The sequence below is a fragment of the Pseudomonas sp. RC2C2 genome (genome assembly GCF_018390435.1).
In the GTDB taxonomy this organism is placed as follows: domain Bacteria; phylum Pseudomonadota; class Gammaproteobacteria; order Pseudomonadales; family Pseudomonadaceae; genus Aquipseudomonas; species Aquipseudomonas donghuensis.
On sequence record NZ_JAHBAX010000001.1, the window covers coordinates 3,613,212 to 3,626,246 of the forward strand.

Consider the following 13,035-nt stretch of genomic DNA (forward strand, 5'->3'; position numbering starts at 1 on the left):
ATGTCCGCCGTACTCGATACTCCCGTCGCCGTAAGGCGGACAGCCATGGACCTGCTCGCACGTCGCGAGCACGGTCGAGTCGAGCTGACGCGCAAGTTGCGTCAGCGCGGTGCTCCCCCCGAACTGATTGACCAGGAGCTCGACCGTCTGACGGAAGAGGGCCTGCTCAGCGAAGCCCGTTATCTGGAAAGCTTCATCAGCTACCGTTCACGTTCGGGCTATGGTCCGGCGCGTATTCGTGAAGAGCTGGGCCAGCGCGGGCTGCACCGTGGCGATATCGATCAGGCCCTGCGTGAATGTGGTGTGGACTGGTCGGCGCGGTTGCTGGACGTCTGGCAACGCAAGTTCGCTGGCCAGTTGCCGACCGATCCGCGCAGCCGCGCACAGCAAACCCGTTTTCTGGTTTACCGTGGTTTTTCCATGGAAGCTGTCGGCCGCTTGTTAAGCGGCCGAGGGCTGGATGACTGACCCTAGGTAACTTTCAGCGCTTCACGTGCGCGCTGGGTGGTGTGCATGGGTTCAGGCTTGGCCCAGTTTTCCGACAGGTTGATGTAATCCACCAATTCACGCAGGCGGCCCTGGTCGCGACCGTTGAAGGCAAACGCCAGACGCGTCAGGTGGCTGAAGCGCGCTTCGTCATGGTGTTCGCCGCCATAAGCGTGCTGATGGAAGTGGCCACTCAGGCGCAAGTCCGCAAAACCTTCCTGCAAATCAAACAGCGCTGCTTCGCTGAGCGGATGCTGCATGCGGATCACGAACTGGTTCTTCAGCCAACGGCTGGAGTGATAGTTGCTGTAGAACTGGTTGATTTCCTCCACGGCCTCGTCGGCGCTGTACACCAGGCGTAGCAGCTTCATATCGCTGGGCAGGATGTAGCGATTCTCTTCCAACTGGCGGGTGATGAAATTCAAGGCATCCTGCCAGAAGGTGCCGCCTGGTGAGTCCAGCAGCACCACTGGCACCAGCGGACTTTTGCCGGTCTGGATCAGGGTGAGTACTTCCAGCGCTTCATCCAGCGTGCCGAACCCACCCGGGCACAGCACCAGGGCATCGGCTTCCTTGACGAAGAACAGCTTGCGAATGAAGAAAAAGTGGAACGGCAGCAACTTGTCGGTGCCATCCACGGTGGGATTGGCATGTTGCTCGAACGGCAGGGTGATATTGAAGCCCAGGCTGTGCTCCACGCCTGCGCCTTCATGGGCGGCGGCCATGATGCCGCCACCGGCGCCGGTGATAACCATCAGGTCGGAGCGCGCCAGGGTTGCGCCCAGTTCGCGGGCCAGGGCATACATCGGGTGTTCGATTGGGGTGCGGGCCGAGCCAAACACCGTGACCTTGCGTCGACCCTTGTACTGTTCCAGGGTGCGAAAGGCGTGATCAAGCTCGCGCAGGGCCTGCAGGGTAATCTTGGCGTTCCAGCGATTGCGGTCGTCGTGGGCCATGCGCAGGACCGTCAGCATCATATCGCGGTACAGCGGCAGGTTAGGGCTGTTGGGCGCAACCAGGTCCAGTTGTTCTTCAATCTTGCTCAGGTCGATTCCGTTGTCCTTGAAGTGGTTCGAAAGCAGTTCGTTCGGTTGGTAAGGCATTCAAGCGTCTCCTTCTGCAGCAAAACCTCTGACCGGGCTTCAATGGGCTGCCCGGCCGCGACACTGCATGTGTCGCTGGCTGCCGTGGCTCGAGTGTGACCCCCGAGCAGTGCAGTAGACCTGCAAGGTCTCAGTGCAGTGGTAATGGGTCCATACAACTTATTGTTCTTCATGTGCGCAAAGCGTCGCTGGGCAACCCCCTTTGCTTGCCCGAAAAATGAAGGGTGGTTGCTATCAATCTAGACCCTGGCACGCGTTTATGCCGAATGATACGAGCGAGACACGCCGTCAGGCCGCGCTTAAGCACAGACCGCTCGTCAGCTGGGATCCAATCATTGCGCGAGGGTGGTTAACTGAAGTTCAGAGCGACAGTCGCGGTGCAGGGAGGCTGCAATATGCAACGGCTTGATCTAGAGCTCGACGAGCAGCTATACCAGTTGCTGGAGCGTGCAGCCCAGGCCAATAACCTGAGCCTTGAACAGGAGTGCCTGCGGCGGTTGGGGGGAGGGGAGCGGCACTCGCGGTACATCCAGGCCCTGGTGGCCGAACTGCGCGCCGATGAAAAACAACGGCGCGACAGGGAGCGGGTTGCCTAAGGCGGTTACTTCTTGACGGTCAGGCCACAACTGGCGGCATTGAACGCTTGTTCACCCACCATGCGGTTGCTCTTGTACTCGGTGAAGCGATAGGTCAACACCGCGCCTTTGGCCAGCAACTGGCGAAAACCGCTGTTCTTGCACACGCTGGCGCCCAACTGGTCGCGAACCTTGTCCGGGTTGGCCTGCATTTGCTGGGCGTGGCTGGCGCGTACGCTCAGGTGGTTGATCAGTTGTTTGCCTTCAACGGTGTAGCCTTGGTCGAGGATGTCTTCGTTGATCGCCCGCGGCGTGCCCACGCTGCTCTGCGTGGCAACTTTTTGCAGCATCTGGCTCAGCTCGTATTCCTGCTTGGACGCGGCATTGGCCGCCAGGGGCAGGGCGAGCAACAGGCTCAGGGACGGGACGATGAAACGCAGCATGTATCTCTCCTGGTTCGGTAACTGGCAATTGGACCAACAACGGCGCACGGTGTTCCGTCACGGCGCAACGGCAATGCCAGCGGGTAGCGACAGGTTGAAGATTATAGGGAGTCGCCGCTATAGCTGCACGGCAATTCCCCTCAACCCGTAAGCAGGCTCTGATAAACTGCGTGGGTTTCCCGTCTTGCCGAGTCCGTGCAGTGCCATCCCTTTCTTGCTTACGTTGCGCCCAGTCATGAGCCATGCCGTATCGCGCCTGCGCGCCGAACGCTTGGCACGCAGTGTCAAACCCTTCGTTGCCCGCGGTTCTCGGGCGCCACGCTGCCCGCAGTGCCGGGTCATTTTCAGCTATTGCCTGTGCGCCTGGCGCCCGCAAGTACCGGCCGACTCGGGCATTTGCCTGTTGATGCATGACACCGAGCCACTCAAGCCGACCAATACCGGTTGGCTGATCGCCGACCTGATTGCCGACACCTCGGCATTCGGCTGGCAGCGAACGGCCGTCGACGAGTCACTGCTGGCCTTGCTCGATCAGCCGTACTGGCAGCCTTACATCGTCTTCCCCGGCGAGTTCGTCGAGCCTGGGCGGGTGGTCAACGAGGTGGTACGTACGCCGGGCAAGCGTCCGCTGTTCATTCTGCTGGATGCCACCTGGACCGAAGCACGCAAGATGTTTCGCAAGAGCCCGTACCTCAACCGCTTCCCGGTGCTGAGCCTGCAACCTGAGCAGATATCGCGCTATCGCCTGCGCCGCTCCAAGCGTGACGATCACTTCTGCACCGCCGAAGTGGCGGCCATGTGCCTGGAACTGGCTGGCGATCAGCGCGCAGCGCAAGCGCTGGACGCCTACCTGGATGTGTTTACCACCCATTACCTGAGTGCCAAGCATCAATTGCCGCTGGATGAGCAGGATACCGTGCACCAACGTTTGCATACCTTCCTATAGTACAAGGGGCAGGCGCGGGACTTTGTTGCATAATGGGCAGATTGGTGGCCAGGGTCGGCGAGCGCGGCGGGTATTGAACTTGACCACCCGGTCCGGGCTCGGCATCCTTGGCGCCGATTCGGGCACGACGAAGGCTTGAAACGCTGTTTTTCCTGGCCTCGATGTGCCTGTTGGGCATACGGCGTCGCCGTAGCCCCGAGTTGCCCGCCAGGCGCCTATTCTTCCTTCCTGCGCCTGCACAGAACAGGATCATTAGATCGATGGCCACATACGAAATCCTGATTGCCGATGACCACCCGCTGTTTCGCAGCGCGCTGCGCCAGGCCGTTACCCTGGGCCTGGGCCCGGATGTACGTCTGGTTGAAGTGGCAAGCATCGCCGAACTGGAAACCCGCCTGACTGAAAAGGCCGACTGGGACCTGGTGCTGCTGGATCTGAACATGCCTGGAGCCTACGGGTTCTCCGGACTGGTCCTGCTGCGCGGTCAGTATCCGCAGATTCCGGTGGTGATGGTTTCGGCTCAGGAAGAAGCCGCGGTCGTGGTGAAGTCCCGTGAATTCGGCGCTAGTGGCTTCATTCCCAAGTCCAGCCCCCTGGAAGTGATTCAGGACGCAGTGCAGAAGGTCCTCGACGGTGAAGTCTGGTGGCCGCCGCAGGCTTTCGAGAAAGTCGATGTGTCTGCTGAGGCCAAGGCCGCCAGTGAAGGCCTTGCGAGCCTGACGCCGCAACAGTTCCGGGTGCTGACCATGGTCTGTGAAGGTTTGTTGAACAAGCAGATTGCCTACGAGCTGAGCGTCTCGGAAGCCACCATCAAGGCCCACGTCACGGCGATCTTCCGTAAGCTCGGCGTACGTACCCGGACCCAGGCCGCCTTGCTGCTGCAACAACTGGAATCGGTTTCAGCCGGTTAAGGCCTTTGGCCTTCACGCTTTTTTAACCCCGGCTACACTAGGCTGCAGCGTTTTCAGTGGATGAAGTGACCTTCTATGTCGTCGCCTTTCAAGGGCCAGACCGGCCTTAAACGTATTTTCAATGCCGCCGGCTATTCGTTCGATGGCCTGCGCGCCGCGTTCACCGGCGAGGCAGCGTTCCGCCAGCTGGTGCTGCTCAACGTCTTGTTGATCCCGATGGCGTTCTGGCTGGATGTCAGCCGCGCCGAGCGGGCGATCCTGATCGCCGTATGCTTGCTGGGGCTGATTGTCGAATTGCTCAATTCAGCGGTAGAGGCAGCGATCGACCGTATTTCCCTCGATCGCCACCCCTTGTCGAAGAACGCCAAGGACATGGGCAGTGCCGCCCAGCTCGTCGCCTTGAGCATGGTCGGCCTGGTCTGGGCGGTGATCCTGCTTTAAGCGATGGTCGGCAGCACGATCTCGTCGCTGCGGCTGACACCGGCAGTAAAGCTTCTGCACAGTTCGAGAAACTCGCGCATGGCGGAAGTCTGGTACTTCTGCTTGTGCCAAATGAAGAAAAACTGTCGGGCCAGGTCCAGTTCCGGGGTTTCCACCGGCACCAGGCTGCCGCGACGAAAGGCATCGCGCAGGGCCAGGCGCGAGATGCAGCCGATGCCCAAGCCCGACTCGACCGCGCGCTTGATCGCCTCGGTGTGCTCCAGTTCCAGGCGAATGTTGAGGTTGGAGCGGTGGTGACGCATGGCCTGGTCAAAGGTCAGGCGGGTGCCCGAGCCCTGTTCACGCAGGATCCAGGCCTCGTGGGTGAGCTCCTCCATGCTCGCCTGGCCGCGTTTGGCCAAGGGGTGCTGAGGCGCGCAGAACACCACCAGCTCATCTTCGACCCAGGGCTGGACCTCCAGGTCGGGGTGGTTGCAGTCGCCTTCGATTAGACCCAGATCAATTTCGTAGTGAGCAACCTGTTGCACGATATGCGCAGTGTTCTGTACATGCAGCTTGACCTGGCTTTCCGGGTGGATCTGCATGAAGCTGCCGATCAACAGGGTGGCCAGGTAATTGCCGATAGTGAGCGTTGCACCCACTGCCAGCGAGCCGAAACCGGACTTGCCATTGAGCAGGTCCTCGATTTCCTTGGCCTGGTCGAGCAGGGCTACCGCTTGGGGCAGCAGTTGATGACCCAGGGCGTTGAGGCTCAGGCGTTTGCCGGCGCGGTCGAACAGCTGGCAGCTGGACTGGCGCTCAAGTTCGGTGATTGATGTACTGGCGGCCGATTGCGATAACGCCAGTATCCCGGCGGCCCGCGAGACGCTTTGGTACTGGGCCACGGCAACGAACACCTGGAGCTGACGAAGGGTAAATCGCATATCTATATAACCGATAAGACATATCTTGATAATTCATTTAACAGATATTGTCGCTGGCACTAAACTATTGCGCAATCGCGCTCTCGCTTAGCGCCGCGTTTTTCTTCAGGAGCCCGTACATGAGCAACATGAACCACGAACGTGTCCTCAGTGTTCACCACTGGAACGACACTCTGTTCAGCTTCAAGTGCACCCGTGATCCGGGCCTGCGCTTCGAGAACGGTCAGTTCGTGATGATCGGCCTGCAACAGCCAAACGGCCGCCCGCTCATGCGCGCCTACTCGATCGCCAGCCCTAACTGGGAAGAGCATCTGGAGTTCTTCAGCATCAAGGTGCCGGATGGCCCGCTGACCTCCCAGTTGCAGCACCTGAAGGAAGGCGATGAAATCATCATCAGCAAGAAGCCTACCGGCACCCTGGTACTCGACGACCTGAACCCGGGCAAGCACCTGTACCTGCTGAGCACCGGCACTGGCCTGGCGCCGTTCATGAGCGTCATCCAGGACCCGGAAACCTACGAGCGCTTCGAAAAAGTCATCCTGGTCCACGGCGTGCGCTACGTCAACGAAGTCGCCTACCGCGAATTCATCACCGAGCACCTGCCGCAGAACGAGTTCTTCGGTGAGGCCCTGCGTGACAAGCTGATCTACTACCCGACCGTGACCCGCGAGCCGTTCGAGAACCAGGGCCGTCTGACCGACCTGATGCGCAGCGGCAAGCTGTTCAGCGACATCGGCCTGCCACCGATCAACCCGCAGGACGACCGCGCGATGATCTGCGGTAGCCCGAGCATGCTCGACGAGACCAGCGAAGTGCTCGATAGCTTCGGCCTGAAGATCTCGGCACGTATGCGCGAGCCAGGCGATTACCTGATCGAGCGTGCATTCGTCGAGAAGTAAGCGGCGCTGAAAACAAAAAAGCAGGCTTCGGCCTGCTTTTTTTGTGCCTGAAGTAGCGGGTCTGCATGCCGCGGACTTGTGGGCGCGGGCCTTGCCCCGCAATCCAGGCGATACCTGATGTGCTGACTGTACTGGCCTCAGCGCGGGTCAAGCCCGCTCCCACTGGCTCGCCAGCCCGGCCCAATGGAGAGCAGGACGCTACCTACAGGTCCATCACCACTTCCAGCACCCGGATCTGATCCGGCTGCGGGTAGTGCCAACGCACCTGCACATCCCAGAACTTCACCCCGTACACGCGCTCGGGCGGTGGCACCTGGTAGGCGGGGCGCGGGTCCTGGGCCAGGCACTGCTCAATCAGCTCCACCAGCGGCTCGGCAAGGCGCAAGGCGTGCTCGCGGGCCTGGGGCAGGGCAGCATCACTCCAGTGTACCGCTATCGCCTCAGGCGGCGCGTCGGCCATCTGGTTGACTGCCCCGGCCACGGCGTCGGCGTAGGGGACATAGGGCTTGATGTCGAGTACCGGCGTGCCATCGAGCAAGTCGATGCCAGACAGCCAAAGGCGCCCTGCCTCGACTTTCTCCAGCCTTACCACGGACTGGCCAATGCCATTGGGCCTATGCGTCGCACGGGTAGCGAACACGCCCATGGACTTGTTGCCGCCCAGCCGTGGCGGGCGCACCTTCAGCCGTGGCTTGTCTTCCAGGGCCTGGTGGAACAGGAACAGCAGCCAGACATGGCTGACCTGCTCCAGGCCGGCCACCGCCTCGCCATTGTCATAGGGCGCCAGCAGCTCCAGCACCCCGCGGGCAGCCGGCGCCAGCTGTGGCTGGCGCGGAATGGCGAATTTTTCCTTGAAGCAGGAGCGGACGTAGCCGATCGGTGCGACGCTGTAGTTCATCGCCGCTTCAGCCACGAACCCGCAGGGTCAAGCCCTTGAGGAAGTTGCGCAGCAGCTGGTCGCCGCAAGGGCGGTAATTGTTGTGCCCGACCTTGCGGAACAGCGCGCTGAGTTCCGGCTTGGACACCGGGAAGTCGGCGGCCTTGAGAATAGCGTGCAGGTCGTCTTCCTTCAGCTCGAAGGCCACGCGCAGCTTCTTCATGACGATGTTGTTGGTCACCGGCAGTTCGATCGGCAGCGGCGGGCGGCTGTCGTCCTTGCCGCGCTTGAAAATCACCAGGCCGTCGAGGAAATAGGCGATGACCTCGTCCGGGCAGCGCACGAAACCTTCCTCGTCTTCCTTCTTGAGGTAGGCGGCGATATCGGCAGTGGACACCTCGAAGCCGGTCAGCTTGATGATATCGGTGAGCTTGGCGTCGTTGACGTCCAGCAGGTAGCGCAGGCTGCGCAGTACATCGTTGTGAATCATTGGGACAATCCTGTTCAGGGGCGCCGCCCGGGTGACGGCGCCGTGTTGCTTAGAATCTTTCGCTGGTTGCCAGGTAGCGCCACTGGCCTAGTGGCAGCTTGCTCATGGCGACGCCGCCCAGGCGGATCCGGCGCATGCTCACCGGGGTGACCCCGACGCTGCTGCAGAGCAGGTTGATGAGCCCGGCGGGCGGGTTCTTCAGGACCATGCGCAAGCGCGTTTCGTTCTGCCAACTGGCCTTGATCTTTGGCAGTTCATTGCCCTTCCAATTGAAGCCACGGTTCAGCCGTTCGAGGCCGTGGGCAATCATCTCGCCGCTGACTTCGACGATGTATTCCTGCTCGAGCTTGGCCAGGTCGGCATTGAGCTTGCGGGTCACGCGCCAGTCCTGGGTGAACACCTGCAGGCCGCTGGCGCCTTCTTGCAATGGCGCGGCGCAGCTCAGGCGGGCGAAGTGGCCCTTGAGCGGGCGACGGCTGTAGCTGTGCTCTTGCGAGAGGGTGTCGGCGCTGATGCTGGCACAGGCGCTGTCGACGTCCAGTTCGGCGGGCTGGTTGAGCAGCAGGGTGACCGGCTCCAGGGCTTCGGCTTTGGCACCCTGGCGCAGTTCGACCTTGTGCTCGGTGACCTTGAACTGCGGCTCGTCGATCACGGTGCCGTTCACCGTGACCCAGCCGCCCTCGATGTACAGCTCGGCCTCCCGCCGGGAGCAACCGACCAGTTCGATGAGGCGTTTGGAAAGGCGAATGGGTTCAGACATGACGACAGCCGTAGGCACAGGGAAAGGTGCCTATTGTAACTGCCCCGGCTGGCTTGGGGCCGGGAACATTCGTCGATCCGACCATTAATCTGCTATTTCGCGGCATTTCAGAGGAAGATTACACAAGCCTTCAGCCGGAGCGGGCAGACTGCGTACGAATTAGCCTCATATGAAGTAGGGGGTAGGGCTGGCCCATGCCGTCCGTTTCCGAGCGGCCGACCACCTCAAAGCCCTGGTGCAGGTAGAAGCCAAGGGCCTGGGCGTTCTGCTCATTGACGTCCAGTTGCTCGGCGTGCAGCTCGTCAATGGCCACCCGCAGCAGCCGTGAGCCCAGGCCCTGGCCGCGTGCCTCGGGGTCGATGAAGAGCATCTCCACCCGCCCGCAGGCGACCCCGGCAAAGCCGCGGATACGCTGCCTGGCGTCTTTGCAGCAAATCAGCATCACCGCGTCCAGGTACTGGGTCAGCAGCAGCTCGCGCAGCAGGCAGATGTAACTGTCGGGAAGAAAGTCATGGGTGGCACGCACGGAGGCTTCCCACACCCGCGCCAGCTCCGGGTAGTCGCTGAGGCTGGGCGTCTGCACGGTCATCTGCCTGCGCATGGCGGTGCTCTCCTCGGGGCAATTGAGGAAACGATAGTTGCAAAAAAAAGCCCCGCCATTGCTGGCGGGGCTTTTTTACCGGCGCCGAATCAGATCGGTTCGGCCCACATGTCGTACTCGTCGGCGTCGGTTACCCGGCAACGAACCGTGTCGCCCGGCTTGAAGCCGTGGTTGCCGTCGATGAACACGTTGCCGTCGATTTCCGGGGCATCGAAGAAGCTGCGGCCAACCGAGCCTTCTTCTTCGACTTCATCGATCAGCACGTCGATTTCCTTGCCGATGCGCAGTTGCAGGCGTGCGGTGCTGATGGCCTGCTGGTGGGCCATGAAACGGTCCCAGCGCTCCTGCTTGATGTCGTCCGGCACTTCGTCCAGGCCCAGGTCGTTGGCCGGGGCGCCTTCGACCGGCGAATACTGGAAGCAGCCGACGCGGTCGAGCTGGGCTTCGGTCAGCCAGTCGAGCAGGTACTGGAAGTCTTCTTCGGTTTCACCCGGGAAGCCGACGATGAAGGTCGAACGGATCACCAGCTCAGGGCACTGCTCGCGCCAGTTCTTGATGCGCGCCAGGGTGCGGTCTTCGAAGGCCGGGCGCTTCATCGACTTGAGCACTTTCGGGCTTGCGTGCTGGAACGGGATATCCAGGTACGGCAGGATCTTGCCGGCTGCCATCAGCGGAATCACGTCATCGACGTTCGGGTACGGGTACACATAGTGCAGGCGCACCCAGGCACCCAGGCTGCTGAGGGCTTCGCACAGCTCGAGCATGCGCGTCTTGACCGGGCGACCGTTCCAGAAGTCAGTCTTGTACTTGACGTCGACGCCGTAGGCGCTGGTGTCCTGGGAGATCACCAGGATCTCCTTGACCCCGGCCTTGACCAGGCGCTCGGCCTCGCTCAGCACTTCACCGACCGGACGGCTGACCAGCTTGCCGCGCATCGACGGGATGATGCAGAAGCTGCAGCTGTGGTTACAGCCTTCGGAGATCTTCAGGTAGGCATAGTGGCGCGGGGTCAACTTGACGCCCTGAGGCGGTACCAGGTCGATCAGCGGGTTATGGTCCTGGCGCGGCGGCACGACTTCGTGCACGGCATTGACCACCTGCTCGTACTGCTGGGGACCGGTCACCGACAACACGCTCGGGTGCACATCGCGGATGCTGCCTTCCTCGACACCCATGCAGCCGGTGACGATGACCTTGCCGTTTTCCTTGATGGCTTCGCCAATCACTTCCAGGGACTCGGCCTTGGCGCTGTCGATGAAGCCGCAGGTGTTGACCACCACCACGTCGGCGTCCTCGTAGGTGGGCACGACTTCATAACCTTCCATGCGCAGCTGGGTCAGGATGCGCTCGGAATCGACCAGGGCCTTGGGGCAACCCAGGGAAACGAAGCCGACCTTGGGCGTGGTGGGCGTAGGGGTGGTGGACATGACTAACCTCGGTGTTGAAGGGCTTGCGGGGCCGGGCAGGCGGGCAAACCTGATGGGCGCTTTGGGCGCCTCTGATCAAAAAGTGCGCAATTCTAGCGAGCGCAAAGTCACTTGACCAGCAGAAATACGACGAACGCTCAGCTATGCTTCGCGGCAGTGTGCCTGTGTCTGGTGCAAGGGGCCTGGTGGCGGGAGTGATGGATGGTTCAGGCAAGTAGTCAGGCCGATTCCGGGCGGTGGCAAAGCCGTTGAGCCTGCTGGTGGCGGCGGTCGGAGTGGTTTACGGCGATATTGGCACCAGCCCCTTATATACCCTCAAGGAGGTGTTTTCAGGCGGTTATGGCGTACCGGTCAATCATGATGGGGTGCTGGGCATCCTCGGCCTGATTTTCTGGTCGCTGATCTGGGTGGTGACGATCAAGTACGTGGTGTTCATCCTGCGCGCCGACAACCAGGGCGAGGGCGGCATCATGGCTTTGACCGCCTTGGCCCGGCGCGCTTCGACGCCGTACCCGAAGCTCAAGGCGCTGATGGTCGGCTGCGGCCTGATCGGCGCGGCGCTGTTCTACGGCGACAGCATGATCACCCCGGCGATTTCGGTATTGTCGGCGGTAGAGGGCCTGGAGCTGGCCTTCGACGGTATCGACCACTGGGTGATACCGGTGGCGTTGATCGTGCTGGTGGCGCTGTTCCTGATCCAGAAGCATGGCACGGCGCGCATTGGCATCCTCTTTGGTCCGGTGATGGTCACCTGGTTCGTGGTGCTCGGCGCCCTGGGCGTGCATGGCATCGCCCAGAGCCCGGAGGTGCTCAAGGCTTTCAACCCGGTATGGGCGGTGCGCTTCTTTATTGTCCACCCGGGCATGGGCGTGGCGATTCTTGGCGCCGTGGTGCTGGCCCTGACCGGCGCTGAAGCCCTGTATGCCGACATGGGCCACTTTGGCCGCAAACCCATTGCCCGCGCCTGGTTTGCCCTGGTGCTGCCGGCGCTGGTGCTCAACTATTTCGGCCAGGGCGCGCTGTTGCTGCAAAACCCGGAGGCAGCGCGCAACCCATTCTATCTGCTGGCGCCGAACTGGGCGCTGATACCGTTGGTCGGTTTGTCCACCCTGGCCACAGTGATTGCCTCCCAGGCGGTGATTTCCGGGGCCTTCTCCCTGACCCGCCAGGCCATTCAGCTTGGCTATGTGCCGCGCATGCAGATCCAGCACACCTCCAGTGACGAACAGGGGCAGATCTATATAGGTGCGGTGAACTGGTCGCTGATGGTCGGGGTGATTCTGCTGGTGCTGGGCTTCGAGTCTTCCGGGGCGCTGGCCTCGGCCTATGGCGTGGCGGTGACTGGCACCATGTTGATGACCACCCTGCTGGTGTCGACGGTGATGTTGCTGCTGTGGAAATGGCCGCCGCTGCTGGCGGTGCCGATTTTGCTGGGTTTTCTCTTTGTCGATGGCCTGTTCTTTGCCGCCAACGTGCCGAAAATCGTTCAGGGCGGGGCTTTTCCGGTGCTGGCGGGGATTGTCCTGTTTGTCTTGATGACCACCTGGAAGCGCGGCAAGCAGATTCTGGTCGAACGCCTGGACGAGGGCAGCCTGCCGTTGCCGTTGTTTATCAGCAGCATTCGCGTGCAGCCGCCGCATCGGGTCGAAGGCACGGCGGTGTTTCTCACCGCACGGGCGGATGCCGTGCCTCACGCGTTGTTGCATAACATGCTGCACAACCAGGTGCTGCACTCGCAGGTGGTGCTGTTGACCGTGGTCAGCGAGGACACCCCGCGGGTGCCGGCGCAGCAGCGCTTTGAAGTCGAGGCGTATGGCGAGGGTTTCTATCGGGTGCTGTTGCACTTTGGCTTTATGGATGAGCCGGATGTGCCTGCGGCGTTGAAGCTCTGTCATCTGGAAGGGCTGGATTTCAGCCCGATGCGTACCACCTATTTCCTCAGCCGCGAGACGGTGATTGCGTCGCGGCTGGTGGGCATGGCGCGTTGGCGGGGGCTGTTGTTTGCCTTTTTGCTGAAGAATGCCAACGGCAACTTGAGGTTCTTCAATTTGCCGTTGAACCGGGTGATCGAACTGGGGACGCAGGTAGAGATCTAGGGAGCGGCAAGCCTCAAGCGTCAAGCTGCAAGCTAGAGCAAATCGCGCACGGCTCTA

Annotated in this window: 15 protein-coding genes; 7 read left to right on the forward strand and 8 right to left on the reverse strand. The window is 61.4% G+C overall.

All coding sequences use genetic code 11. The annotated features are described in order from the left end of the window. The gene (recX, locus tag KHO53_RS16655; RefSeq protein ID WP_010224769.1) at nucleotides 1-468 is read left to right on the forward strand and encodes a recombination regulator RecX; all 468 of its coding nucleotides are present in this window, start codon (nucleotides 1-3) and stop codon (nucleotides 466-468) included. A 2-nt stretch (nucleotides 469-470) separates the two neighbouring features. Here the strand turns inward: recX and KHO53_RS16660 are convergent, their stop codons facing one another. Beyond that, entirely contained in the window at nucleotides 471-1,589 is a 1,119-nt protein-coding gene (locus KHO53_RS16660) for an LOG family protein (protein ID WP_036994103.1), read from the reverse strand. Between the two features lie 395 nt (nucleotides 1,590-1,984). Between KHO53_RS16660 and KHO53_RS16665 the strand changes: the two genes are divergently transcribed. Further along, a complete protein-coding gene (locus KHO53_RS16665) occupies nucleotides 1,985-2,185 on the forward strand; it encodes a hypothetical protein (RefSeq protein ID WP_010224767.1) in 201 nt (66 codons plus the stop codon). A 5-nt stretch (nucleotides 2,186-2,190) separates the two neighbouring features. Here the strand turns inward: KHO53_RS16665 and KHO53_RS16670 are convergent, their stop codons facing one another. Beyond that, nucleotides 2,191-2,607: a quorum-sensing-regulated virulence factor family protein gene (locus tag KHO53_RS16670; RefSeq protein ID WP_010224766.1), complete on the reverse strand. Its 417-nt coding sequence runs from the start codon at nucleotides 2,605-2,607 to the stop codon at nucleotides 2,191-2,193. Between the two features lie 235 nt (nucleotides 2,608-2,842). On the opposite strand from KHO53_RS16670, the gene KHO53_RS16675 reads away from it, so the two are divergent. The 3 genes from KHO53_RS16675 to KHO53_RS16685 all read left to right on the forward strand — a co-directional run bounded on the left by KHO53_RS16675 (nucleotide 2,843) and on the right by KHO53_RS16685 (nucleotide 4,905). Further along, on the forward strand, nucleotides 2,843-3,553 hold the full coding sequence (locus KHO53_RS16675; protein ID WP_010224765.1) for a tRNA-uridine aminocarboxypropyltransferase: 711 nt from the start codon (nucleotides 2,843-2,845) through the stop codon (nucleotides 3,551-3,553). Nucleotides 3,554-3,813: 260 nt separating this feature from the next. Beyond that, nucleotides 3,814-4,464 carry a response regulator transcription factor ErdR gene (gene erdR / locus KHO53_RS16680; protein ID WP_010224764.1) on the forward strand — a complete coding sequence of 217 codons (651 nt, stop codon included), beginning with the start codon at nucleotides 3,814-3,816 and terminating at the stop codon, nucleotides 4,462-4,464. 75 nt (nucleotides 4,465-4,539) lie between these two features. Further along, entirely contained in the window at nucleotides 4,540-4,905 is a 366-nt protein-coding gene (locus KHO53_RS16685) for a diacylglycerol kinase (protein ID WP_010224763.1), read from the forward strand. Here the strand turns inward: KHO53_RS16685 and KHO53_RS16690 are convergent. Beyond that, entirely contained in the window at nucleotides 4,902-5,828 is a 927-nt protein-coding gene (locus KHO53_RS16690; protein WP_010224761.1) for a LysR family transcriptional regulator, read from the reverse strand. The two genes, KHO53_RS16685 and KHO53_RS16690, sit on opposite strands and share 4 nt — an antisense overlap. Before the next feature lie 119 nt (nucleotides 5,829-5,947). Here KHO53_RS16690 and fpr point away from each other — a divergent pair, with 119 nt between their 5' ends. Further along, the gene (gene fpr / locus KHO53_RS16695) at nucleotides 5,948-6,727 is read left to right on the forward strand and encodes a ferredoxin-NADP reductase (protein WP_003222277.1); all 780 of its coding nucleotides are present in this window, start codon (nucleotides 5,948-5,950) and stop codon (nucleotides 6,725-6,727) included. A gap of 202 nt (nucleotides 6,728-6,929) precedes the next feature. On the opposite strand, the gene tsaA is transcribed toward fpr, so the two are convergent. The 5 genes from tsaA to rimO form a co-directional block, all read right to left on the reverse strand. After that, nucleotides 6,930-7,625, reverse strand: a complete 696-nt coding sequence (gene tsaA / locus KHO53_RS16700; protein ID WP_213570527.1) for a tRNA (N6-threonylcarbamoyladenosine(37)-N6)-methyltransferase TrmO — start codon at nucleotides 7,623-7,625, stop codon at nucleotides 6,930-6,932. 7 nt (nucleotides 7,626-7,632) lie between these two features. Then, nucleotides 7,633-8,094: a YehS family protein gene (locus KHO53_RS16705; RefSeq protein WP_010224755.1), complete on the reverse strand. Its 462-nt coding sequence runs from the start codon at nucleotides 8,092-8,094 to the stop codon at nucleotides 7,633-7,635. Nucleotides 8,095-8,143: 49 nt separating this feature from the next. Next, a complete protein-coding gene (locus KHO53_RS16710) occupies nucleotides 8,144-8,854 on the reverse strand; it encodes an rRNA pseudouridine synthase (RefSeq protein ID WP_010224753.1) in 711 nt (236 codons plus the stop codon). Between the two features lie 130 nt (nucleotides 8,855-8,984). Continuing rightward, a complete protein-coding gene (locus KHO53_RS16715; RefSeq protein ID WP_036994119.1) occupies nucleotides 8,985-9,455 on the reverse strand; it encodes a GNAT family N-acetyltransferase in 471 nt (156 codons plus the stop codon). Between the two features lie 89 nt (nucleotides 9,456-9,544). After that, nucleotides 9,545-10,882, reverse strand: coding sequence for a 30S ribosomal protein S12 methylthiotransferase RimO (gene rimO, locus KHO53_RS16720; protein WP_010224750.1), 1,338 nt, complete (start codon nucleotides 10,880-10,882; stop codon nucleotides 9,545-9,547). Between the two features lie 236 nt (nucleotides 10,883-11,118). On the opposite strand from rimO, the gene KHO53_RS16725 reads away from it, so the two are divergent. Continuing rightward, on the forward strand, nucleotides 11,119-12,978 hold the full coding sequence (locus KHO53_RS16725; protein WP_349628529.1) for a potassium transporter Kup: 1,860 nt from the start codon (nucleotides 11,119-11,121) through the stop codon (nucleotides 12,976-12,978). Nucleotides 12,979-13,035 lie beyond the last annotated feature (57 nt).